Genomic DNA, 24413 nt, shown 5'->3' with positions numbered 1-24413 from the left:
ATATACACTATCATAATGAATTAAAATAGGAGGTAATATGATGAGTGAAGCAATTATTCATGGTATCATTCTTGCATTTGGACTTATCATTCCATTAGGTGTACAAAATGTTTTTGTCTTTAACCAAGGTGCGAGCCAACCAAACATTTGGAGGGCAGCCCCTGTAGTATTAACTGCCTCTATATGTGATACGTTACTCATATTGATTGCAGTGCAAGGTGTCTCCCTTGTACTCCTTACTTTTTCTTGGCTAACTAACTCGTTATATATAATTGGATTTTTCTTTCTCCTATACATGGGCTTTGTTATTTGGAGAAGTAACCCTTCCAACGATGTAAAACAAGAAAAAAGTATGCCCTTAAAAAAGCAAATCCTTTTCGCAGCATCCGTTTCGTTATTAAATCCACATGCTATTTTAGACACAATCGGTGTAATTGGAACAAATTCTATTCAATACATAGGAAGTGAAAAATGGGCTTTCACACTTGCAACTATTATCGTTTCTTGGATTTGGTTTATAAGCTTAGCGTTAGCGGGGAAATTTCTAAAAAGACTAGACTCAACCGGAAAGACAATTTTATTATTAAATAAATTTTCTGGTCTCATCATATGGGGTGTCGCGCTTTATATGTTAAAACAAGTTATTTATTCTTAATGAACGAAAGAGAATTGCATGTTACTCAAAACATCATGCAATTCTCTTACAAATTATGAAGTAGGCTCTGGTTTCTGTTTTACCGTCTTTGCATCCTTTGCTGGTTTAATCCAAATGATTGCTATGATAGCACCAATGGCAGCGAAAATACTTGTCAAATAAAACACTTCATGGTCCGCCCCTTTCATGAAAAAAGAATATAAAGGTGGTCCAGCTGCTACACCGATAAATCGCATTGAACTATAAAATGACGTAACCGTTCCCCTTTGCTCCTTTTCAATTCCTTGTGTAATGAGGGCATCTAAACATGGGAGTGCCATACCAATCCCTATCCCCATAATAACGAGACAAAGAAGTAGTAAATAAATCCCTTTTATAAATAAAGGAATGATGACTGATGCAGCTGCCATTAAAAAACCAATATAAATACACTTCTTCATAACATTTTGATTATCTCCAATTTTTTTACCGGCCATATATGAACTAAGTGACAGTACAAGTAACGGGATAGCAAGCACACACCCTTTCCATATACCATGAATGTCATACTTTGATTCCAGTATAGTCGACAAATAAAAGAGAATTCCGAATAAAATAAGCATAATAATTGCACCTAATGCAAAAATGGCAATTAACCATCTTCCTTTTTCTCGAAACGTAGACAGAATAGATTTTATAAACTCTTTAAGTGGTGGTACTTCTCCTTCTTGTTTCTTTGCCTTTACTAGAACAAGCAACAAAACAATTGATATGACACATAAAACTGGAATCGCCCAAAATGGTAAGAACCATACAATGGCAGCAAGAGCAGATCCTAAAATAGGGCTCAGCACTTTTCCAAATGTATTGGATGTCTCAATAATTCCCAGGCCTGTACTAACTTGTTTTTCGTCTTTGTATAAATCACCAACACACGGTATAACAACCGGCATTGCCCCAGCAGCACCAATACCTTGAATCGCTCTACCGATTAATATCCAAGTGTAGGGATTATCAACTTTCCAAGATACCCAACCAGTTATAGCTCCTCCTATAGCCGCAATCAGCAAACTCGGAACCATTACCATCTTTCGTCCCCATCTATCTGATAAATAACCAGCAATCGGTATAAGTAAAATGGCTACGATAGAGTAAATTGTAATAATCATGGATACTTGAAACGATGAAATATGTAATTTCTTTTCAATTGTCGGCAAGATTGGAATGAGCATTGAATTCCCTAATGTCATGACAAGTGGAACTGATGCAAGCGCAATTAAACAACAGTTTTCTTTTTTTAACATGTTGATTTCGGAACCTTTCATCATATATTTCTTACCATATAATAGCCCTGCTGGAACATAATTTTCATTCCACCAGGGCTATTACATCTTTAATACTTCCCATTCACAACAAAAGAAATTGGGTAAAATATAGTATTACTTTTATTCTTTGAATTCTGTTCGCAATATATTCATACCAATTAATTGAAAAAAAAAAGAAAGGAAGAATCCTTCCTTTCTCCTATAACCTTCTACATTTAGCGAGTATATCCGCCACCAAGCTGTTGTTCTGCCATCGCTACTAGGCGTTTTGTGATTTCACCGCCTACAGAACCGTTTGCACGTGAAGAAGTATCAGCTCCAAGTTGTACACCGAACTCTTGTGCAATTTCATACTTCATTTGATCTAAAGCTGCTTGTGCTCCATGTGATGCTAATTGATTAGAATTACGATTTCTAGCCATTACCAATCACCTCCTTATTTATATATAAATTGTGTTAAATTCAAATTAAAATACATGGAAATTTTTGGTTATTTTTTACCATAAAAAAAGAGCCTCTAAAACGAGACTCTCACATCATTTCACATTACGAACTTACTACTTCTAATTTTCTATTTATTAATACTTTCATTTCTTCTTTTAATATCTCTTTTGAATTATGTCCAAACCATTCTAAGGAAGCAAAAAGATCCGTACCTCTCACTTCCTGAATAATCTCATCATAATTTACAATACCTTCAAATAACGGAACCATACCAATACGACTTCCTGCTGCAGCATATACATTATTAGGTTCAAACACATGCAAATAATCCGCTGAAGATATATTCTTAAAATGGTAATGTAGTGTCCACGGCTTTAATCGATGGAAACTGTCTATTGGATCTGCGCCAGACTCCCATATATGAAGAAAATCAAGATTTATTTTTAAATTCGGATGGTTTACTTCTTCTAATAGTTCTATAGTAGAAGGCAATGTGTCCGTTAGTGTATTGGGATGTGTTTCTAACAGCACATACATATTGTGCTGAGCAAATACATCACAAATCTTACGTATTCGCTTTACATACTCTTTTCTCTCTTGTTCCGAGAAGTCCTTGCTCCCTTTTTGCCCAGCAAACGTGCGAATTTTATTCGTATTAAACCAATTAGCTAGTACTACAAGTTGTTCACTTTTCTCTATCGTTTTTTCAAAATCTGCTGATAATGATATATCTAAGTAATCACTTATCATCGTAATTTCTAAGTTTTTATCCTTTAGAAAATTCAATTCTCGTTCTGTCGTTTCACGTTCTTGCATGTACAAATTTTGTGCATGCGTCCCCCATAATTCAATTCCTTCAAAACCGTTTTCATATGCAAATTGAACAATATCAGTAAATGAAATTAATTGATGACGAAATGAAATGGTACATAGCGAATATTTCATAGCATTAAACTCCCCTATCTTAAATTCAGTTAGCTTATTAAAGAGTTGCGACAGATTGATTTGTTTTCATACCTTTCCATGATAGAAACTGTCTCTCTAATTCCTTCTTAATTTGCAGTTCAATTGCATTCATTTCATCCAGTTTTTCAATAATCGATACTAGCATACCTTTATTATTCGTCATTGCCATTTTAATTGCACGATACTGTACATTTGTAAATCCTTGTACAATATCCTCTACCCGATCACACCAATAATCAAATTCTTGCTCCGAATATTGCAACGTTTCACGGAAGTATGCAAAGGCATGCTCATAACTATATTTACGAATTGCAAGTACTGGTATTTGTTTTACTGCTGCTACAAGTCCAGAAAGCGCATATCCTTCTTCCTCATTTGCCATTTTTACAATTAAATTTTTCAGTTCCATAGTCAGTTCATTGTCGTTCTTTTTGAATGTTTCTGTGAAATAACTAGCTACTGTTTCTTGCGTTGGCTCCCCAATTCCTTCTATATCAATGAAATAACCTCCACCAAATGGGTTATCTTGAATAGAGTGAAGTACTTTTTCTCTTTCCATATTTCCTTCCCAACGAAAATCAGGATCTAGCATGAACCACTCTTCTTCTTTCTCTGTTTTTGATATCATTAAATAATGTGGAAACGGTTTTTGATGAAATTTATTTTCCCTCTCTGGTAATAGAGACATATCAACCATTACAATGACATAACGATTTTCCGGCTTGTTTTCTACTAATTCTAAAAACGTTTCTACATTGCTATCTTTATCTTTTGCATGATCATACCATTCGTTTACTTTAATACCGTACAATTTTTCAAACCAAAGTAAATAATGATCATGGTTAATGTTTTCAGAGTGATATGAAATAATTCCGCCTTCTGTTATATCAAAATCTCCATCCCATAGTCCAAAATAAAATGGACGAAAATCAATGTCGCTACGCCTTTTTATAATTTCACAAAAACAACTCACTAAACAGTGCACTTTAATTGAAGTCATACTCTCATCCACTTTCCTAAAGGTTAGTTATTCACATTTACTTCCTGTAACGGCTCTAACTCCTCCATAAAATCAAGCAAAGATCCTACAGTAAGAAATGCCTTTGGATCTACCTCATCCTCTGGAACGCATAGCTTTACATCCATTTCTATGTATACAATAAGCTGTAACATCATTACCGAATCTATATATAAATCTTGATTTAAGCGCATCGTTTCTTCTAAATGCGTTACATTTTTCAGTTCCATTTTTTCTATCATAATTTTTAACACGGCATTCTTTAACGCTTCCCGTCTCATGTTGTAACCTCTCCCATCTCTAGTAACTTTCTACTTACTTTTCCGGTTTTATTTTTAGGAATTTCATTTACACTTTCAATTTCATACGGAACTTTATAAGAAGGTAAGTGCTGAATACACCATTCTCTTATTTTCACTGGATCAACATGAGAGATCACTTTCGCTTTAACTATTTCGCCCATCACAGGATGTTTCCCTCGATATACAATTGCCTCTTGCACACCTTCCAATCGAAGCATCGTTTCTTCTACCTCTATAGGAAAGACTTTTAATCCTGAAACATTAATTACATCGTCCATACGCCCCATAAAATGAATGCCACGCTCAGATTTATAACCTAAATCTTTCGTGAAAATTTCCTTATCATTCATTTTCACGACGATTTCTTCCGGTGCATTTTCATCTGAACCTATGCTTATACTCGCATGAGGTAGAGGGTTTCCTAAATCTAAATGGCTCTTCATATCATGACATATACTAATACAACCTGCTTCAGAACAACCGTATTGCTGCATCATATATGTTGTCATTTCTTTTAGTTTATAAAATAGTGCTTCTGGCAAAGGCGATCCTGATGTCATAATTTTATGAAACTGGAACGTTCCTAATGGAAAACTCCCCATAATGTGTAACATAAGTGGTACTGCATATATGATATGTTTTTCTGTATTGCGAACTATATTTAATGCGAATTTAGGATTTTTGTTCGTAATGATTACAGGTTTGCTCCCCCTCGTAATTGCTGATAACGTACCACATATTAGTCCGTATGAATGTGAAACAGGAGCCATAACGATTGGCACTTCATCTACTTCACAGTTTAAAGCTTCATTATAGGCAGTAATTTCTGTATCAACTTCCGTCCATGCTCTACGAATCAGTTTCGGTTCTCCCGTAGTTCCCGAACTATATTGCAATAAAGAAGGCTCTTCTAGTAAAAAGTTCCCTACTTCTAATTTTGTAAAATCGCCATATTCTCCATATAAAACTCCTACACAATTTGCACGCTTTGCCATTTCAATAGCCGTTTCTTTTGGCGTATCTTCATGTATAAGTAATACTGATGATTTCTTTTCTTTTAAGAAAAACACAAGCGTAATAATATCGAATGGATCTTTCAGACAAAGTGCAAATCTATTTCCTTCTGCTTCTTGAAATTGTTCCATTTCCTCATAAACTTGTAATCTCAAATTAAAATTACTTTTGCTATACTCTTGTTTATTAACGATTAGCATAATTTCCCCCTGTAACAATTGATTTTTGTTTCATAAGTTTTCTTACTCTATACAATGGATTTGGAACTTCATGAACAAGCGATTCCACATCCATATATAATCGACGTTTCGTTAATTGTTCAGCATAGAATGTAGGTGCATATAATTGAATATTTTCAAATCTACCTTTCAAATGTGGATATATTCTTAAATGATCTTCAATTTCTTCAACAACCATCATCCAAAAATGTTCTTCTTTCAATCCATATTCATCCGCAAGTACGAATGCTAATTCTCCTAAATTAAACAGGAATAGTGCATCTAACACCATCTCTTGCAAACATTCAATGCCATCCATTTCAAAGAAATCATTCATTTTTCCATTCGCATATGTTTTATGCATTTTAGTAAAGTCGGGACATTTGTCAACTTCTTTCAAATATGGACGATAAAACTCAAGCCCTTCATGAAAATCCTTTAACGCAATACGAACAGGCACCCCTTCTTTATGGACTAGAATCATATTTTGTCCATGTGATTCCAGTGCGATGCCATGCTCTACAACAAGATGTATAACTGGTATTATCGCTTTTTGAATAAGTAATTGTAGCCAATCCTTCATTCCATATTTATTCAACCACACATCAATAATTGGTGTACCATCTTTCTCTTTAGCGTATAAACCATTAAAAGGAATTGCATCCTCTTGTGCATCTAAATACTTATGAACGCTTTCGCGCCAAATACATCCTAATGAACCATATATAGCTTTCTTATTCGTGTCATACGTTACACTTGAAAACTCACTTAACAAGATTAAACGTGCTTCATCCATTAAATAGGCGTCATTATTTACAACATCATTTAACCAATTTGATATTACTGGTGCACTCACAACAGAGTATGGTTTCAGCGTACGAAGTGTTGAAGTGTTGAGTAAATTCATCGATAATTTAACGTACGGTTTCTTTGGACTCGTAATATTTCTTAACGTTCTCATTGACTGTTGCGCGCAATAATCGTCCTCTGATGTTCCTAAATAAATAATAAATTTACCCTGTATATGATCCGCATAATTTGAAATGATGAAATTCTCCCACTGCCATGGGTGAACAGGTATAAACACGTACTGTTTTGGATTACATCCCTTATTACGAATTCGTTCCATAAACTCTTCTAATTTACGATCGCCAATCTCCTCTTTTAAAAGGTTGTTATACATCACTTCATTCTCATAACCTACAGTCGCATAATTCTTATGTGCTGCAATCCATATGAGTTTTATTGGCTGCATAAATTCATAACCATATTGAAAATTGTCACGATATTGAAATCCAACACGTGCTTTATAACTAGGATGGTATGGATGGCCATCTATTAATTGGCTTTCAAACTCATCGTAAGATTTTTGAGTATATTCTCTCTTATTATTTCTTTCATATTGTGCAATCGTGTCTTTAAATATTGTTTGTTCTAATTCGTGCATAAAAGAATCTAATTTAGCTTGTTCTACACTAGTAACCCGAAAAACTTCTTCTAGAAATTGCGAGACAGACTGTATTTCTTGCTGTTCATCTTGAACTCTTACTATTAATGAGTCTAACGAAATACGTCCAAATGTCATCCGTTCCCTGCCATAGCATTTGTACGTGACACTTTTGTCTTCTTCATCAAGTCCTTGTATTAGAAAAAGAAGTTGTTCTTCTTTTTCTATGCGAACCGGTGTAATAATCCCCTCATAAATTAACGATTCTACTAATTGACGTAGCACTCTTCTTCGTACTGAAATGTAATCTTCTGATTCGAGCGCCTTCAATACTTTCGTATGATACATGTCCACTCTCATAAAACCCTCCACCTTATGACAAAATACCATTATTTGTATTACGTGAAATTTTAACGTTATTTATGAACGAACAGCCACTTCTCTAACGAGTGGATTATGTACTTGCACATAAATAGCTTGCTCCAATGGATTACTTAACTCATCGACATCGAAAAATCTCGTTAGTAAATTTGCTTTACACGCTAACTTATCTTCGTCCAATAATTCTCTTAAAAATGTAGAAGGTTCCCGGTTATATGGAAGAAATGATTCAAGTACAGACCTTAATTCCGAGAGAAGAATTTCCTCCTTAATTAATCCTGCTGTGCCAAAACCATTAATGAGGCCAAACATATGATTGAAAATTAAGTAGTAACGAAATCTCTCATCCACAATATAGTCGTCATATAAATTTCCAGTACGTTCTCCAATACCAGCTAATTCATTATTAAGCATCTCTTTCATTGAGTTACAGAAATAAAATCCTTGATTATCACGGAAATAATATTTGATCGGATAACCATCTTTTAGCTGAACAACGCTATTTTGCTGATGAGCTTCTAATGCAACACCATACTGTAAATACATCCATACCATTGGCTTTAAAGAAATATTCATATATCGTCTAAACCACTCTAAGCTTACTTCTTCACAGCTTTTACTTTCTAAATCTGCTAGGCGATGAATAATATTCGATAACCGCGTACGCTCCCCAGGTATAGCGTCTTGAACTAGCCCAGCAATTAATGTTGCGTCGTTTGCATGTTCACTATAAAAAGGATTCTCACGAATAATCACTTCAAATCCAGATTCTTGTGTTCCATAATTTAATGTAATAAAGGCTGGATCACAAATAAAATCAAATCCTGGAAATCTTTCTCGTACTTCACCAATAGCCGTATTTAACATTTCCTTCCCTTCAAGACCACTCTCAAGTTCTTTCAGTTTATTAATACGCATTGAATTCGTTACTTTCACCGGAAATGAAAACTTAAGCATATACTTCGAATTGGGATGATATAGCGTCCTTAGTGATGATGTTGCCATATAATACTTACCTACAGGACCAATATACTCAAGCAATTCTTGAACTATCCAATCTTGTACGTAAGCTTGATGCAAGAGCCATTCTGCCTGAAGCGGATGAATTGGAATTAATGCATATTGATCTTCCTTACAGTACTTCGCTATAAATTCCTTACTAACCATCTCATCATTACTTAATTCTTCTTTTATAATCATTGTTGTAGAATCTGATAATAATGATTTTTCATTTACTATACTTTTATGTGCCCGAAAATAATGAAGCTGACATTCTCCTTTTAATTCTGGAGAATACATTGCACTTTTCCAATCCAATATCCCCTGTCTACTCTTTGGTGTAGGATGAGTTAAATGCCCAAATAATAAAGACTGCTCCGCTTCTATAAAAGTTGTATGAAAACCGTATAATGCGGATGTATCTTCTATTCTCTCTTTTGTAAATTCCTCAATATTTTGACAACTACGGATGACTCGAAGCATAAGTTCCGCAGGATTCGTTCCTTCTCCGTAGTTGATAGACATCTCTTTTATTAAAAATGTAATAACTGTAACATAATCTGCTGTAATAACAGAATGACTATCTCCAATTTGATAATAAAATTGTTCTCCAAACAAATGGCGATCTGTTGATGATTTATATATAACTTCTCCATACAAAGTAACGTTCTGTGCCGATAGCCGACAACATAAATATGTGGGGACTGTATCTCTATTCAACGTATTACTGAAGATACTCTTCATTCTTTCATCCTCTGTAATCCATTCTCCACTCCCTGTTTCTCTTAAATAACAGTTTAAAAAGCTTTGTAATGTTGCATGTTCTGCGATTTGTTTCGCATGCTGCATGTTGGTCCTCCTCTTTATATTAACGCTATGAGAATTTCATATTACAATTGATAATTGAATATCGTTATCAACTATGATTCTAATTGATAATGATATTCAATTCAATAGTATATTTCAGAATTTTTTTATCAAATTAAATTTTTCTTTTTTTCTTTCTTTTCTTTAATCTAGTTAAAAGTACACTAGAAAAATTCTTGCTTTCAAACTAATTACCTACTATTTTTTATTAATCCACCTTTTGATGGATTAATAAAAAGGTACACCAAATGAGGTATACCTTTCTATACGATATGTTTACATAATATTATTATATGCATCAATCTATATAGCTGTTTGTTTTTGTAACAAATTCAAATCTCTCCAACAATACGCTGTTTCTTCTACCCTTACTCTCTCTAAAAATTTCGTATCAATTTTTTCAGGGTTGAATTTTTCATAAAACTTTTTAGAAGGATTATTCGTAACAACCCAAACTAAAAGTGATTGCATATCATTATTTATACAATCCGATAATAAAGCTTGAAATAACTTTTGTCCTATTTTCATTCCTTGATACTCTTGTAAAAGGTAGATTGCATATAATTCTCCATCACAATTATATGTACCAGTTCTTTCTACTCCCCCATCGATGAATCCAACTATTTCTCCATTTAAATTCTCTGCTACAAATCTAAATTGATGATTACCCTCTTTTTGAAAAATATCTTCCCATTGTTTTTCTCGTTTCTCATATGCTATATTATCTAGAATTTCGTCAGCAAATATCCCTTTATACGTTGTTTTCCAACTATCAACATGCACCTTTGCTATACCTTGTATATCATCCTTTATTGCTCTTCTAATATGTATTCCCATCATTTCTCCCTCCTTGTTACTCATCATTATATCAATTTCATTCCTTAAGAATCCAAATAAAAAAGAGTGAATTCACTTCACTCTTTTTTATCACAATTATCTACTTTCCACTTCAACTGAAACTACTCGATCTATCTCTTTCAGGGAACTATATAACTCTGTTGTATATAAATCTTCTGGAGCTAAAATAACCATCTCTAGTTGCTGAAATGCTCCACTATCTATATCTTTAATTTTCACGCGTTTCACATGCATGCCTAAATTTTTAATTTGCTTAAATATACCATCTAACTCATGATGCTCTTTAACAGTAATTTTTATAGATAAATCCTTTTGTCTTAATGAATACGGTCCTGCAATTTTCACAAGTTGCGGAAGTACATTAATCGCTAAAATAATTAAAACCATCGCAACTGTCGCTTGTAAATAAAATCCCGCACCAATTGCGATCCCTAAAGCTGAAGCAGCCCACACCATAGAAGCTGTTGTTAATCCAGAAATAACGTCATTACTTCTTCGTAAAATGACACCCGCGCCAAGAAAACCAATTCCACTAACAATTTGAGCGGCCAGTCGCATCGGATCCATATTTGTATGTCCTGGAACAGAATATACATGTACAGATTCAATTGAAACCATCGTAATTAAACAACTTGCTACAGAAATAACCATACTTGTTTTCACACCAAGTGGTTTATTCTTTAGCTGCCTATCTATCCCGATGAATAATCCTAAAAAGAGTGCTAAACCTAATTTGAGTAAAAATTCATATGACATATTCCCATTCTCCTTACTTTACAATGTTTCCCTTAGAATAACTCACTATAACTCTTTTATGATATCAATTCCAGTCTTTTCTATTCATTTAACGTAAAAAACCGAAAAAACATTTATAACGATGTTTCTCCGGCTTTTTATTACACTTTAGATTCTTCTTTATTTCTGATCTTTAATCTTAATTTCTGCATCTTTGTAGAATGCTAATTTACTGTCATTATACTCTTTTGTAAATTTGTTAAACTGCTCTTTCCACTTTTGTGCTTCCACATTTAATTCATTAACAGTTTTAACTTTTTCACCGATTTCTTTTAATTTCGTTTCTTTTACTTTTAATTTTTCATACAGTTCTTTTTCAGTCGCTAACACTTTCGTGTAATTTTCATTCATCTTTTGGAATGCATCATAACGATTCTTATACGACTCTTCTACTGCTTTTGCTTGTTTTTGTAACTTCTTATCTTCAATCTTCTCTATATTACTTTGAACAGACTTCGTTTCCTTCTGTGCTTTTTCTAGCATTTCTTTCTCACTTTTCAATACTTTTTCACGATCGTCTACATTTGCAGTAGCTTGCTCTATTTTCTTCACAACTGCTTCATTATGATCTTTACCTTCTTGCAAAATTTGTGCATATAATTCTTGCCCTTGTTTCTCTAACTGCTCTAATTTTTTTGCTTCATCCACTAAAGATTTTTCTTGTGTTGCTGCTGTTTCAAAAGCTGTATATAGATTTTCTTCTGGCTTTTCACCGAAACAACCTGTTAAAAGTCCTACTGATAATGCTCCAACTACTGCTACTTTTCCATACTTCAACGTTCATTCCTCCATTACATACGGTTATCATGCCAGAAGTTCACTGGGAAGTGACTCTCTTCATGATAAGCTTCAAACTCATAACCTTTTTCTTTTAGCCCCTTTAAAATTGCTGGCACAGCAGCAACTGATTGCGGGTGAATATCATGCATTAAAATTACTTCTTGTGGTTTTGTTGCGTTTGTTAATACGTTTTGAGCAATTTGTGCTGCAGCTGCATCAACTGGCATTTTATTGTATCTCCAATCTAATGAATCAATTGTCCAATCCCATACTTTAAATCCGCCTTCTACCACTTTATTTCGAAGACCTTCATTCAATCCAGGCATCGAACCATATGGAGGACGTGTTAATTTAGGTGATTTCCCAATAATATTAGCGATTAAACCTTGATCTTCTTTCATCTCATTTACATACTCGCCATTTTTATATAACTTTGCGAAATTATGTGTCATACTATGCATGCCTACATAATGACCCTCAGCATTTTCACGTTTCACTAAATCAGGAAATTCTTTTACATTCGCTCCAATTAAAAAGAACGTCGCCTTCGCATCATGTTGTTTTAGCGTATTTAATAATTCAGCCGTATATTTCCCTGGCCCATCGTCAAATGTAAGATAAGCAACTTTTCTTTCTTTTCCATTAAAACGACTTGGTGCCGTTTTATTCATTTCAACTTTCGGCTGTTCACTTGCAAGCTGCACTACATTTTCTTGTTTCGCAACAGCTTTTGCTGGTGAAGTAATTGATTGAAACATGTAATACCCAATAGCTACTGCGGCAATCGCTATTAAAACGACTACTATTTGTTTAATTTTTAAAGCTTTTTCCATTCTATCGAATTCCTCTCCCTATTAATCTTATATATAAATCGCCCAATATAATTATACATCTATTTATTTTTATTTCACCATATAAATAGATTTTATTTGTATTATAATGGGAGTTTTATCAAAATTGTTGTTCCTATTCCTTCTTTGCTTGTAACACTAAGCACACCGCCATGAAGCTCTACCATTTTTTTAACGATAGCTAAACCAATACCTGCACCTGCAGCATGATTATTAATTTGGTAAAATGATTGCTCAATATATGGTAAATGTTCTTTAGCAATTCCAATCCCTTCGTCTCTTACCTTAATCACTGCTTGTCCTTCTATTTTAGTCGCTTCAATGTGTATTGTGCTTTTTTTATGTGAATACTTAATTGCATTTTGAACAATATTCAAGAAAACTTGCTTTAACCTATTTCGATCTCCCATCAATTCAATTCGGTCTATAGTAGTAATAAATTGAATTTCCTTCTCTTCCGATTTAGGAGTTAATTGCCAAATCGTCTCCTCTAGTATATCGTACAACTGCACCTTTTGTTTATATAAATTAAAATGATTTGATTGTAATCTTGAAAAATCTAGCAATTCTTCTACTAAATGAATCAATCTATCTGTCTCACCTGAAATAATGCCCATACCTTGCTTTATTTCTTCTTCTGTTAAATGATCTACTGTTTTTAACGTCTCACTCCAACCTTTAATTCCTGTTAAAGGCGTTCGTATTTCGTGCGAAATAGAAGCAATGAATTCATTTTTCATCTGCTCAGCCTTATCTATTTTATAAGCCATATAATTTAAACTATGTGCCAATTCACCTAATTCTCCAGGATAATCTTCTTTAATTTTTTGCTTTAATGTGCCTTCTGCAATTTGTGAAGAGGCTTGAATAATGGATTCAATTGGCTCAACAAATGAATTTGCCAAACGTCTACTAATTAAGAAGGCGACTCCCGAAATAACAATACCTACAGAAATAGTAAACGTAATAATTTCAATAATCTTTTTATTTACATTTGTTAAAACAGTCGTATATTTTAAAACACCAATAGTTTGTCCTTGATGTATAAGTGGGCTTAGCACCTCTAGTTGTTTTTTATTACCTTTCGTAGTAACTTGATTATACATTTCACCTTCTAATAATGATTGTGGAATATTCACTTTACCTTTTACCTTTTCACCACTTGAAGATTGTATAACCGAGCCGTGACGATCAATTAACTGTAATTCTGTTCCTTCTAATTGAAAGCTACTAATTATGTCACCACTATATTCTTGTAATCGAATAAAGTATAGTGAATTGTATTCTGAAAAAAAACGTGTACTCGTTTTCGCATGAGACTCTATATATTGCACAATACCATTATAATAGTATCGATAAATTGAGACTGAAAATACAACTTCAAATAATACAAGCATAAGTGTAATGACCGTCATAAAATATAAAGTCACTTTCCGTTTCATCTCATACTTTCCTTCCACACATATCCTTTTCCCCACACCGTAAGAATAAATTCAGGTTCTGATGGATTCCATTCTATCTTTTGACGTAACCGTCTCATATTTACATCTACTACTTTCGTCTCACCTACGTAATTGGTTCCCCAAATCATATTTAAAATTTCATCACGCGAAACTGGCTTTGAAGCCTGATTCATTAAATACTGTAATATCATATACTCTGTAGGTGTTAAATCGACTAATTGTCCATCTTTATACAATCTTTCTTCTATAATATTTAACGAAAATGGACCTGACGTAACAATATTCGTTTTTTCTTCATGTACTTCTATTCTTCTTAATAAAGACTGTATACGTGCAGTTAATACTACTGGACTAAACGGTTTTGCAATATAATCATCTGCACCTATTCCTAGTCCTTGCACCTTATCTTCATCTTGTACACGTGCGGTTAACATAATAATACCCATTTTTTTATTTTCTTTCCTGATAGCCTTACAAACTTCTAAACCATCAATCCCCGGTAACATTACATCCAGCAGTGCTATATCAACAGTTTGTTCACTCAAAATCTGTAACGCTTCTTCTCCAGTAGTAGCTTCTATTACATAAAATCCAGCACGTTTTAAATTTAAAACAATAAAGCTACGGATCGTTAATTCATCTTCTAAAACTAAAATTTTTGACATAATTCCCACCTCCTACTCTTGTTGATAATCCGCTAGCGGTTTTATATATGCTTTCACTTTTTCAAATTCCGATTGCTTCGGTACTGCATATACGTGAGAAGCCGTTTTAATTGCTGCGCTGTAGCCTTTTATATTGAACCATTCTTTCCGCTTAAAAATATGAACTTCAAGCCATATTTTATTTGTTCTTGTATCCAAAAACTTTTGAGAATTTGATTCTTTTTGCTGATCTGGTATTGTAATTTTCCCTATTAACTCTTTAGGAATTTTCACATAATACCCTTTTTCTATATCTATATATCGTTCTTCAATTGGTTTAATTCCAGATTCACTCCACTGTATGTAACGTTCAAAAAGCGGACTATCACCATGTGATTTATCCTCCCAACCTTTTGGACGTACAGTACGAACAAATTCAATAATGCCGTCTTCATTAACATCTTTACTTTCTACAACATATTCATTAAATAAATCTTCTTTCCCACCTATAGGTAATACTTCATAATGATCCTGATCAAATTTTGCTACATAAGTTATACCTGAATGAGCGCCAACTCCTGCATCAATTACTACCGCCTTTAGTGATTTAGATATACGACCCATTTGTATTCTTTGAATACTATTTATAAATGGATCGTATGACACTTCAGATAAAGTCTTAAATTGTTCCATGAACTCAACTGTCAGCTTCTCATCTTTTTCAAATGTAACAAGGCTTATATCTTTCAGTCCATTTTCATTTAGATCCTCTATGAATAACTTCGTATAACTTCGATTATATATTTCCTTCATCTCTTCATTTTCTTCCGAAAAAACATACATAACATGTTCTAACGATTCACGATTTACAGAGATTCCGATTAACAACTCTCTCTTCCCGTTCCCTGTAAAATCACCGACTTCAACGATATCTACATCTCCACCATCAAATTTATGTGTGGACTTTATTCTCCAGCCATTTCCGATTTCTTCATATACGGCTAAATATACGCTATGATCTTCATTCGGCAATTTATAAAATAAGATGGCTTCTTTCTTATTATCTTGTTTAAAATTCATTGACCAAATCATCTGTTTATCTTTGTTAGACATTGGAGTAAGTAAGCGATAATTAACAGGTAAATCTTTATCAATTTGTTCCTTTAATTCATTAATCCATTTTTCATTTGTAGGAGCTTCCATTAGACTTGTTGGAGCTTCAGACATTTTACATCCAGTCAATATAAAGATAATTCCCATCATGCTTAACCATTTCTGCATATGATATCTTTCCTTACCACAAATTTTGAATATGTCCTTTTACTTTTTTACCTATCCATTATACTCATACATATGAGTATAATTTTTCTAAACTAAAAAATCGTTACAGAAAAGTTACAAATACATTCCAAAAAAAAAGATTGGCAAAAGCCAATCTTTTTTTATTATTCGTTTCGGACTGATTTTGGCGTTACACCTAAATGATCATGTAATTTTTTTGAAATATCTTTTACATTTTTTTCATTTGGAATGTAATAATAAATACCACCGATACGTTTATCTGTACCTTCTATTTGCAATTTTTCCATTTCCAAACTAGATCCTGCCATATTTTTTGTAATGGCAAGCATATCGTCAAATGTTAAGTTCGTTTTCATATTTTTATCAACCGCATCTAGTAAAGAGCCCATTTTGCTAATTGATTGAACAGACATCGCTTTTTTGGCAATTGCTTCTATTACAAGTTGCTGTCTCTGTCCACGCATTGCGTCACTATCAATTTTACGCGTTCTTGCAAGTGCAAGTGCTTGTTCTCCATTTAAATGTTGGTAACCTTTTTCTAAATGAATCATACCAGCTTGGTCTTTACTATCTTGTTCAGTGAAAGTAACTGGTACATCAATATCAATACCACCAATTGAATCGACAATTTGTACGAATGATTCAAAGTTAAACTTCACATAATAATCAACAGGGACATTCAAAAATCTTTCCACTGTATCGCGTGTGCTTTCTACGCCACCAAATACGTGAGCATGAGTAATTTTATCTAATTTTTTTCTAGTTGGAATGTAAACACGTGAATCACGTGGAATACTTACTAGCTTAACAGACTTATCATCTTTATTAATTGTTGCTAATAAAAGTGCATCTGTTCGAACTGCTTCGCCATATTGGCTTTTTCTCATCTCACTTCCATCTACACCCATGATTAATATTGAAATATTATCCTTTAAAGGTTCGACTTCTTTATCACGCTTTGATGACTTATCAATTTTTGCATACGCATCATTTACAACAGCTTTTGCTTTATTATATATAAACGAACCATATCCTACTCCTCCAAAAATAAGTAGGAAAAATGGAATTAATATGAACCATTTTATTGACTTTCTTTTAGAACGCTTTTTATTACTTCTCGTATTTTGTTCTAATTCAGAGCTCATACCCATTCGCCTCTCTTTCTCTTTACCAAGTATAATGTAAGTCTATTTATCTTCATATTGAATTTCCTTTCACTAACCTTACAATTTTGTAAGGTTACTACTTAAACCCAATACGTATTCCATTTCACATTATACTCTCGTACTTATTTTTGGCAAGTCACTATTTACCAATTTCAAAAATTTAGCACTTCGCAACATGCGGATTTACAAATTTATTAACTCTTTCTTTTTAAATTAGAATGTCTTTTTCCTAACAAACGATATGAATAAAGAATCCAGCTAATTATAAAATCTCTATGAATACAGTATATTTGACGTTATTATTTCTCAAACGGCGTATACATGCTTTTCTTCCCCTGATTATCAATAAAAGCCGACTTTGCTTTTATTTTCGTTTTTTCTACTTCCATGTCTTCATTTGAGAAGTTCACAATGATTTTAATATTTTTTCCATAAGAAACAGATTGTACTAGCTTATCTTCTGACAAATACGCAAAATTCGTCATCTCTTCTTTTACTGCTTTTTCATGAACTTCATTCCAAACTTTTAGATGCTCTGTAATTTCTTTTTTATGCTTATTCCACTCTACTTCATCTAAATGGTACAACGGAGGAACATTATACAATAATTCAGACAGCATTCGATTTCCAACTTCATCTTTTACCTTTAAACTTCCCCATTCCCAATGGTGCGTTGTAATAACGGAATCATTGTATACTAATTTATATAATGGTACCGAATATACTGGGTTTAAATACACTTGTTTATATTCTTCTTTCAATGGTACTTGTTTTGCATATTTTTCGGGAACATTTTGATTTGGTGACCAATATCCACCGACATAATACGGACTTGTTTTATTTTTCCGCATATCTTCATCGTCCCATTTAATAACAGGTGTTTCAATTCCGTGTGCAAATGCAATCGTACTACTAGCAAAATCATTTCCACCTTCAGAACCAACGACCATACCCTTTTCTTGCGCAATGTAGTCCATTCGTTTTAAACGTGCTTTTAAATCTTGCTCTTGTGTCGTTATATGTTTCGCTGAATAGTCATCGTAAATTTCACCTGTCGCATCACAATCAATAAACCATGAATTATATTTAGGACCATTTTGTAATATATCATTCATGCGTTCCTTTACACTAGGCAGCGATAAAGTCGGGTTTAACTTGCGACCTCTGCCTAAAAAGCCTTGCACCTTTTCTCCGTTTTTCTTCGTTACAGTAGCCTCTTCATATAATGATGGGTCATTAAAGGATGCTGTGTTCCAATTTTTATCACTTTTTTCGTGAATGGAATGATATGAATCATACGGACCAACTAAATACCCCATTTCCTTCGCTTTTGTCACGAAATTAGGTTGCATAAATCCTTGTTCCCAGTTCGGCAGACCAATCCACGCTTTTTCTATTCCTACCTCTTTCATTTCCTTTAGTATGTCCGTTCCATCTGCATTACCCCATTTACTTACCTCTTCAACCGCATCACCAAGTAGCGACTTTAATAAATGCTTATTTAAGCTATACAATTCTGTGTTCGTTAAGTGACCTACACCTTTCTTTAATAGCACACTAGCTTCCTGATCAACGTTTTGAAAAATATCCTCTTTATAAAATTCCTTCATGGATAATACTTCGTTTATATAACGTAAAATAACATTTTTTTGATACTTATCAATGAAATCTTGTTTACTTACTTGATCTAATACATTCAGTTCCCCAGGCTCTGAACTATTCTTTTGAATAAGTTCTTTTATATGACTAAACAGCGGGCTATTTATTTGCTCCCTTAGTTTTGGCCAATTTATATTATTTTCTGATAGACCATTTTGATTCCAAAAATAAAAATGCGCCGCTCCATATAACTTTTCGATTTCTTTATTTTTTCTAGCCTTTTCTTGTAATGTTTTAAATTCACCTTTTCGAACAATATCATCCTTATACAGTTTAGCAATGCTTACCGCATCATTATTTGTCACATATAATTGAAATCCATATGTTTTATTTTTATTTATGCTCGGAAATTCATGTGTAAAATCAAATCCTATTTTCGGATCCGAATGAAACTTCAATTCATTATTAAACATATTGTTTGCAATATATACAATTGAATATTTCGAACCATTTAATGCGAAAAACTTCATAGAAAATGATTCAGCAAATGAATATGCATCATCCTTTAAAAACTTCTTCCAATTCTCATCATTGCTCGGAATTTGCTTACCCTCCCATAACGGAAGTGTATAATTTTCAGCTTCTACTTTCGGCCATGTAAAGCTTTCTGCACCAGTCGATTCCACTTCAATGTTTAAGTGGTCTTTTTTCTTTTCTAATTTTATTTTTACTTTTTGATCTGGATATTCCCACGATGTACGATCCTTTTCTTTTTTTACATTCGATACCTTCATTTTCGGTAGGGGTCGTGATGCCTGTTCCTTTACCCCCTCATGTTCTACAGTTAATGTGAATGTTTCTGGATTTACATCATAAGTAAAATCTTTATACGTCGATTTCTTTATTTTAGACTCTTGTACAGCATTACTACCTTTTACGTCACAACCGACTAAAGTCGAAAATGGCATAGTTGTTAGAAGACATATCGCTATCATTTTTTTCATCCTCTGCACCTCCACCAATGAATATACAGGTGGTTTGTTACAGGAATGTGGCAAAAAATAATAGAGCTAGCATTTTGCTAGCTCTATTTGGAGTATTAAAAGTTGATATGAACAACTATAACTTGCTTAGAAGATATGTAATACAGTAACTGCGTTTTTTTCTCAATAATTATGAAACTAAACAAATCAAAATTTTAACAAGCATTCTTCAACTGAAAAAATAAGTGTATACAATGTATCCTAAAAATAGTACTAAAATGATTATTCCTGTGCCTTTCCAATTCATACCGCCTGCTATATCAACTGGACTACCTGTTTCCGCTCTATTGAGTCCGTCATGTAAAGAACCCGTAGGATTACTTTTTAATTCACTTTGTCTCATACGCTCTCTTTTTTCTTCTGGTGACTCTTTATTCATTTAATCACCTCCAAAATGAATGCACTCTTTACTTACATTATTCAAAATCAACATTTGTTTTATATTTTTTTCCGAAAAAAACCTAATTTAAAATAGGTTTGCAACGTAAAGAAAGCTAGCCATGCCAGCTTTCTTTACGATCCAATATGCTCTTCCTTATTTACAATAATACCTTTATGGTCGATTTCAAGCTCACATACTTTCATATCTGTAAATACTCTCGCTAATTGCTCAGCGATTTCTTGACGTTTCTCATATGGCGTTAATATAAAAATAGATGGTCCCGCACCGCTAAGTGCTGTACCGTACGCACCAAATTCTTTTGCGCATTTACGAATAGATGGTAATAACGGTACGAGTTCTAAACGATATGGTTCGTGAAAATGGTCTCTCTCCATCATTTCACCTACAACTTCCCACCGCTTTTGACATAATGCAGCTACTAATACGTTACTTATCGCACTAGCTTTAACTGCCTCATGAAACGGAAACATCTTTGGTAATACAGATCGACTTTCATCTGTATTTAATTCTGCATTCGGAATGAGAGAAATTACACCCAATTCCTTGCTCTCAATTCTTACGACGGAAACATCCTTTCCATCAAGTGCTCCAATTACAGTTCCACCTAATATAGAAGCAGCAACATTATCAGGATGTCCTTCAAAATTTGTAGCAATTTGAACTTTTTGATCAGCAGTTAAGTTCAAATTGCCTAGTTGATTCGCAAGCTCTATCCCAGCTACAATCGCTGATGCACTACTTCCTAGCCCTCTCGTTAATGGGATATTACTAGTAACTTCTATTATATGGGGTGATATAGAAGGACATACTTTACATGCCGTGCTAACGATTAAATTTTTATCGTCTGTCGGAATTGATTCTTCAAAGGAATGGATTACTTGCCATTTATCAGCTTTTTCTTTAACCACCACACCTAAATACAATGACAAAGCTATTCCAACTGAATCAAATCCAGGACCAACATTCGCCGTACTAGCAGGGACACGAACGCTAAATGGTATCACGACATAATCACCCCTTTAATATGATCTTTAATTTGTTCTATATCATTTGACACACTTGCGATGTCTAGTTGATTTGAAGAAATAGCGGTATCAGGATCCTTCAAACCATTTCCAGTTAATACCGCAACAACTGTTTCTCCCTTTTTGATTTTCCCAGATTGAACATGTTTAATTACGCCGGCTAATGAAGCATTTGATCCTGGTTCAGCGAAAACTCCTTCAGTTTTTGCTAATAACCTATACGCATGTAAAATTTCTTCATCTGATACCATATCTATTTCACCACGAGACTGCTCGGCAGCCTCTACTGCATACGACCAACTTGCTGGGTTACCGATGCGAATCGCTGTTGCAATTGTTTCAGGCTCTTCAATTACATGCCCTTTTACAATTGCAGCTGCTCCTTCCGCTTCAAAGCCATGAATTCTTGGCTTTTTATAACCTTTTTCTTTCTCATATTCACAGAAGCCTTTCCAATACGCTGTAATATTCCCTGCATTCCCAACAGGGATAGCTAGAACATCTGGTGCATTTTGCAATTGGTCACAAATTTCAAACGCTGCTGTTTTTTGCCCTTCAATTCGATAAGGATTTACTGAGTTTACTAACGTAATCGGCTCTTCTGCAGCAATATTTCTTACAGCCTTAAGTGCATCATCGAAATTCCCTTCTATTGAAATAATTTCAGCTCCATAAGCGACCGCTTGCGCTAATTTTCCATGTGCAATCTTTCCTTCTGGTATTACGATAATGCATTTCATCCCAAGACGTGCCGCATATGCTGCAGCTGACGCTGATGTATTACCTGTTGATGCACAAATGATTGCTTCTGAACCTTCTTCTTTCGCCTTAGCAACTGCCATGACCATACCACGATCTTTAAAAGAACCTGTCGGATTCGCTCCTTCGTACTTACCATATAGCTGAATCCCTAATTGTTTTGATATATTTAATAATGGAATAAGTGGTGTGTTTCCTTCCATTAAGCTGACATCAGGTGTATTTTCATTCACCGGTAAATAAGACGCATATTGTTTTAATAGTCCTTTATACATATTGTTTTTCCTCCTCAATAATGTAGTAACTGTTTATTTCACTTGCGACAGCTTCTATCGCTTCTAAAACTCGTTCAAATTGATACTTGGAAGTTCGATGTGTCACAACAACGACTTCTGCCAGTTCACGGTTTAAAGGTAATTGAATAACCTCTTTTAAACTTACAGAATAATTAACGAAACATTCTGTTATTTTTTGTAACATCCCAGGCTCATCTTGTAATGAAATGCGTAAGAAATATTTCGAAACTACTTCTTCATCACCTTGTAATTCATAAGGAACTGGTTCTTTTAACGCACTTTTATTTTTCGGAACTTGATTCATATTTTTAACGATTGAAATAATATCACTTACTACAGCAGAACCAGTCGGTAACTTCCCAGCTCCGGGTCCATAAAACATCACTTCTCCTACCGCTTGGCCATGGACATACACCGCATTAAATTCATTATTCACATTTGATAATGGATGCTGGATCGGTAAAAGCGTCGGTTCTACACTTAAATGAATGGCTGGTCCTTGTTTTTCAGCTTTACCAATTAACTTCATAGTAAATCCTAACTTTTCAGCCATTTGTAAATCTTCTTTTTCGACCTTTCGAATCCCTCTTACTTGCACATCATCTAATGAAACATTCATCGAAAAACCTAAGTTTGCAAGAATTGCTACCTTTCTCGCCGCATCTAGTCCATCTACATCTGCTGTCGGATCCGATTCTGCAAAACCTAATTTTTGCGCTTCCTGTAAAGCCTCTTCATAAGACCACCCATTTTGACTCATTTTTGTTAACATATAATTTGTTGTACCATTTACAATTCCCATTATTTTTTCAATTTGATCTGATGCTAGCCCGTCAGTTAGTCCTCTTAACACTGGAATACCGCCTGCTACGCTCGCTTCATAACATAAATCACAATCATTATCGTTCGCCAGTTGAAGAAGCTCTGCACCGTATACAGCCATTAAATCTTTATTTGCTGTCACGACATGTTTCTTATTTCGTAAAGCCTTAACAATATGCTGCTTCGCTTCTTCAATTCCGCCCATTACCTCTACTACAATATCAATATTCGAATCATTTAGAACTTCATCTGCATGACTTGTTACTGCAATCCCGTCAATACAAACATCGCGTTCTTTTTCCAAATCACGTACAACGACTGTTTTCACTTTCACTTCGTATCCTGTATCAAGAGCGATTTTTTTATAATGTTCTTTCAAAATATGAACAACACCACTTCCGACCGTACCTAAACCTAATACTCCAACATTTATAACGTTATTCATCTTCTAATCTCCTCCTAAAAGTTTAATTGTTACACCTATAAATCACCTTATTCTGCTTTTTTGTCATGCAGGTGATGGTTATTTCCGTACTTATAAATCGTTTCATGTTACCGCACCTCCCTTCAAAGTAATAAAAAAAACACACCCATCCCTAGGAAAGGGACGAATGTGTTTTCGTGGTTCCACCCTTGTTCCAATCTAGACGTATTTCTCCCTAGATTGCTCAAGTTCAGATAACGGCTGATACCGTCAATAATTACTAGATTACTCGTTCACTATTGAAGTTCAAAGGTGGTAAAATCATTTCTCGTGTTAGGAAGCTCACACCCTTGGCTTCCCTCTCTGTAAACCGTAAAAATGATTTCTTGTCCTTATCGTTACTTTTTCGTTCATGTTTATTTGTTAACTCATTATACTCGCATAAAAAACAAAATCAATACTATTTTTAAATTATTTTAAATTTTCAATCTCTAAATCCGTAAAAAAACACACTCATCCCTAGGAAAGGGACGAATGTGTTTTCGTGGTTCCACCCTTGTTCCAATCT

General features: G+C 34.0%; 22 protein-coding genes and 2 other annotated features (1 of these 24 running past the window's edge). Of the genes, 1 reads left to right on the top strand and 21 read right to left on the bottom strand.

Going from position 1 to position 24413, the window contains the following annotated elements; all coding sequences use genetic code 11:
- Window positions 1–40 precede the first annotated feature (40 nt).
- Window positions 41–655 (top strand): LysE/ArgO family amino acid transporter, encoded by a 615-nt coding sequence (locus V7S45_RS09460; protein ID WP_001287303.1) that lies wholly within the window; start codon window positions 41–43, stop codon window positions 653–655.
- Between the two features lie 53 nt (window positions 656–708).
- On the opposite strand, the gene V7S45_RS09455 is transcribed toward V7S45_RS09460, so the two are convergent.
- The 21 genes from V7S45_RS09455 to V7S45_RS09355 form a co-directional block, all read right to left on the bottom strand.
- Window positions 709–1938: an MFS transporter gene (locus tag V7S45_RS09455; RefSeq protein WP_002197672.1), complete on the bottom strand. Its 1230-nt coding sequence runs from the start codon at window positions 1936–1938 to the stop codon at window positions 709–711.
- A gap of 236 nt (window positions 1939–2174) precedes the next feature.
- Window positions 2175–2381 (bottom strand): alpha/beta-type small acid-soluble spore protein, encoded by a 207-nt coding sequence (locus V7S45_RS09450; protein ID WP_000113545.1) that lies wholly within the window; start codon window positions 2379–2381, stop codon window positions 2175–2177.
- 124 nt (window positions 2382–2505) lie between these two features.
- Complete coding sequence (locus tag V7S45_RS09445) at window positions 2506–3348, bottom strand: sugar phosphate isomerase/epimerase family protein (protein WP_000877681.1); 843 nt, start codon at window positions 3346–3348, stop codon at window positions 2506–2508.
- Window positions 3349–3385: 37 nt separating this feature from the next.
- A complete protein-coding gene (locus V7S45_RS09440; protein ID WP_000200705.1) occupies window positions 3386–4369 on the bottom strand; it encodes a DUF6005 family protein in 984 nt (327 codons plus the stop codon).
- A gap of 23 nt (window positions 4370–4392) precedes the next feature.
- Window positions 4393–4668, bottom strand: a complete 276-nt coding sequence (gene asbD / locus V7S45_RS09435) for a petrobactin biosynthesis protein AsbD (RefSeq protein WP_001250560.1) — start codon at window positions 4666–4668, stop codon at window positions 4393–4395.
- The gene (locus V7S45_RS09430; RefSeq protein ID WP_000909585.1) at window positions 4665–5903 is read right to left on the bottom strand and encodes an AMP-binding protein; all 1239 of its coding nucleotides are present in this window, start codon (window positions 5901–5903) and stop codon (window positions 4665–4667) included. The genes asbD and V7S45_RS09430 overlap by 4 nt, the downstream gene beginning before the upstream one ends.
- The gene (locus V7S45_RS09425) at window positions 5890–7728 is read right to left on the bottom strand and encodes an IucA/IucC family protein (RefSeq protein ID WP_025690281.1); all 1839 of its coding nucleotides are present in this window, start codon (window positions 7726–7728) and stop codon (window positions 5890–5892) included. The genes V7S45_RS09430 and V7S45_RS09425 overlap by 14 nt, the downstream gene beginning before the upstream one ends.
- Before the next feature lie 60 nt (window positions 7729–7788).
- Window positions 7789–9597: an IucA/IucC family protein gene (locus V7S45_RS09420; RefSeq protein WP_001163345.1), complete on the bottom strand. Its 1809-nt coding sequence runs from the start codon at window positions 9595–9597 to the stop codon at window positions 7789–7791.
- 321 nt (window positions 9598–9918) lie between these two features.
- Window positions 9919–10455 carry a GNAT family N-acetyltransferase gene (locus V7S45_RS09415; protein WP_033666136.1) on the bottom strand — a complete coding sequence of 179 codons (537 nt, stop codon included), beginning with the start codon at window positions 10453–10455 and terminating at the stop codon, window positions 9919–9921.
- 93 nt (window positions 10456–10548) lie between these two features.
- A complete protein-coding gene (locus V7S45_RS09410) occupies window positions 10549–11229 on the bottom strand; it encodes an MgtC/SapB family protein (protein ID WP_000119510.1) in 681 nt (226 codons plus the stop codon).
- A 159-nt stretch (window positions 11230–11388) separates the two neighbouring features.
- Entirely contained in the window at window positions 11389–12045 is a 657-nt protein-coding gene (locus V7S45_RS09405; RefSeq protein WP_025690279.1) for a YkyA family protein, read from the bottom strand.
- A gap of 14 nt (window positions 12046–12059) precedes the next feature.
- Window positions 12060–12881: a peptidoglycan-N-acetylglucosamine deacetylase gene (locus V7S45_RS09400; RefSeq protein ID WP_000409484.1), complete on the bottom strand. Its 822-nt coding sequence runs from the start codon at window positions 12879–12881 to the stop codon at window positions 12060–12062.
- A 101-nt stretch (window positions 12882–12982) separates the two neighbouring features.
- On the bottom strand, window positions 12983–14341 hold the full coding sequence (locus V7S45_RS09395; RefSeq protein ID WP_000824536.1) for a HAMP domain-containing sensor histidine kinase: 1359 nt from the start codon (window positions 14339–14341) through the stop codon (window positions 12983–12985).
- Window positions 14338–15027: a response regulator gene (locus tag V7S45_RS09390; RefSeq protein WP_025690276.1), complete on the bottom strand. Its 690-nt coding sequence runs from the start codon at window positions 15025–15027 to the stop codon at window positions 14338–14340. Before V7S45_RS09390 ends, V7S45_RS09395 begins: the two co-directional genes overlap by 4 nt.
- A 12-nt stretch (window positions 15028–15039) precedes the next feature.
- Complete coding sequence (locus V7S45_RS09385) at window positions 15040–16287, bottom strand: hypothetical protein (RefSeq protein WP_001174867.1); 1248 nt, start codon at window positions 16285–16287, stop codon at window positions 15040–15042.
- 164 nt (window positions 16288–16451) lie between these two features.
- Window positions 16452–17453 carry an LCP family protein gene (locus V7S45_RS09380; RefSeq protein ID WP_342761757.1) on the bottom strand — a complete coding sequence of 334 codons (1002 nt, stop codon included), beginning with the start codon at window positions 17451–17453 and terminating at the stop codon, window positions 16452–16454.
- A gap of 320 nt (window positions 17454–17773) precedes the next feature.
- A complete protein-coding gene (locus V7S45_RS09375) occupies window positions 17774–20077 on the bottom strand; it encodes a glycoside hydrolase (protein WP_000738105.1) in 2304 nt (767 codons plus the stop codon).
- Window positions 20078–20285: 208 nt separating this feature from the next.
- Window positions 20286–20495 (bottom strand): DUF6366 family protein, encoded by a 210-nt coding sequence (locus V7S45_RS09370; protein ID WP_001031478.1) that lies wholly within the window; start codon window positions 20493–20495, stop codon window positions 20286–20288.
- 134 nt (window positions 20496–20629) lie between these two features.
- A complete protein-coding gene (thrB, locus tag V7S45_RS09365) occupies window positions 20630–21523 on the bottom strand; it encodes a homoserine kinase (protein ID WP_000612105.1) in 894 nt (297 codons plus the stop codon).
- Window positions 21520–22578, bottom strand: coding sequence for a threonine synthase (gene thrC, locus V7S45_RS09360; protein WP_074553849.1), 1059 nt, complete (start codon window positions 22576–22578; stop codon window positions 21520–21522). The genes thrB and thrC overlap by 4 nt, the downstream gene beginning before the upstream one ends.
- Complete coding sequence (locus V7S45_RS09355; protein WP_025690265.1) at window positions 22571–23866, bottom strand: homoserine dehydrogenase; 1296 nt, start codon at window positions 23864–23866, stop codon at window positions 22571–22573. The genes thrC and V7S45_RS09355 overlap by 8 nt, the downstream gene beginning before the upstream one ends.
- A 155-nt stretch (window positions 23867–24021) precedes the next feature.
- Window positions 24022–24253, bottom strand: a binding site (T-box leader).
- Between the two features lie 115 nt (window positions 24254–24368).
- Window positions 24369–24413 (bottom strand) — a binding site (T-box leader); it runs 187 nt beyond the window's last position.

It is taken from the genome of Bacillus sp. BR3(2024) (assembly GCF_039134555.1).
Lineage (GTDB): Bacteria > Bacillota > Bacilli > Bacillales > Bacillaceae_G > Bacillus_A > Bacillus_A cereus.
This window is presented reverse-complemented; position numbering and strand designations above follow the sequence as displayed.

Bases quoted from the DNA above. Each gene is read 5' to 3' on its own strand.
- V7S45_RS09380 (WP_342761757.1), bottom strand. From the start codon at position 17,453: ATGAGCTCTGAATTAGAACAAAATACGAGAAGTAATAAAAAGCGTTCT.
- V7S45_RS09375 (WP_000738105.1), bottom strand. From the start codon at position 20,077: ATGAAAAAAATGATAGCGATATGTCTTCTAACAACTATGCCATTTTCG.
- V7S45_RS09395 (WP_000824536.1), bottom strand. From the start codon at position 14,341: ATGAAACGGAAAGTGACTTTATATTTTATGACGGTCATTACACTTATG.
- V7S45_RS09460 (WP_001287303.1), top strand. From the start codon at position 41: ATGAGTGAAGCAATTATTCATGGTATCATTCTTGCATTTGGACTTATC.
- V7S45_RS09450 (WP_000113545.1), bottom strand. From the start codon at position 2,381: ATGGCTAGAAATCGTAATTCTAATCAATTAGCATCACATGGAGCACAA.
- V7S45_RS09445 (WP_000877681.1), bottom strand. From the start codon at position 3,348: ATGAAATATTCGCTATGTACCATTTCATTTCGTCATCAATTAATTTCA.
- V7S45_RS09410 (WP_000119510.1), bottom strand. From the start codon at position 11,229: ATGTCATATGAATTTTTACTCAAATTAGGTTTAGCACTCTTTTTAGGA.
- V7S45_RS09440 (WP_000200705.1), bottom strand. From the start codon at position 4,369: ATGACTTCAATTAAAGTGCACTGTTTAGTGAGTTGTTTTTGTGAAATT.
- asbD (WP_001250560.1), bottom strand. From the start codon at position 4,668: ATGAGACGGGAAGCGTTAAAGAATGCCGTGTTAAAAATTATGATAGAA.
- V7S45_RS09385 (WP_001174867.1), bottom strand. From the start codon at position 16,287: ATGCAGAAATGGTTAAGCATGATGGGAATTATCTTTATATTGACTGGA.
- thrC (WP_074553849.1), bottom strand. From the start codon at position 22,578: ATGTATAAAGGACTATTAAAACAATATGCGTCTTATTTACCGGTGAAT.
- V7S45_RS09400 (WP_000409484.1), bottom strand. From the start codon at position 12,881: ATGGAAAAAGCTTTAAAAATTAAACAAATAGTAGTCGTTTTAATAGCG.
- V7S45_RS09415 (WP_033666136.1), bottom strand. From the start codon at position 10,455: ATGATGGGAATACATATTAGAAGAGCAATAAAGGATGATATACAAGGT.
- V7S45_RS09430 (WP_000909585.1), bottom strand. From the start codon at position 5,903: ATGCTAATCGTTAATAAACAAGAGTATAGCAAAAGTAATTTTAATTTG.
- V7S45_RS09370 (WP_001031478.1), bottom strand. From the start codon at position 20,495: ATGAATAAAGAGTCACCAGAAGAAAAAAGAGAGCGTATGAGACAAAGT.
- V7S45_RS09455 (WP_002197672.1), bottom strand. From the start codon at position 1,938: ATGTTAAAAAAAGAAAACTGTTGTTTAATTGCGCTTGCATCAGTTCCA.
- V7S45_RS09425 (WP_025690281.1), bottom strand. From the start codon at position 7,728: ATGAGAGTGGACATGTATCATACGAAAGTATTGAAGGCGCTCGAATCA.
- V7S45_RS09420 (WP_001163345.1), bottom strand. From the start codon at position 9,597: ATGCAGCATGCGAAACAAATCGCAGAACATGCAACATTACAAAGCTTT.
- V7S45_RS09390 (WP_025690276.1), bottom strand. From the start codon at position 15,027: ATGTCAAAAATTTTAGTTTTAGAAGATGAATTAACGATCCGTAGCTTT.
- V7S45_RS09355 (WP_025690265.1), bottom strand. From the start codon at position 23,866: ATGAATAACGTTATAAATGTTGGAGTATTAGGTTTAGGTACGGTCGGA.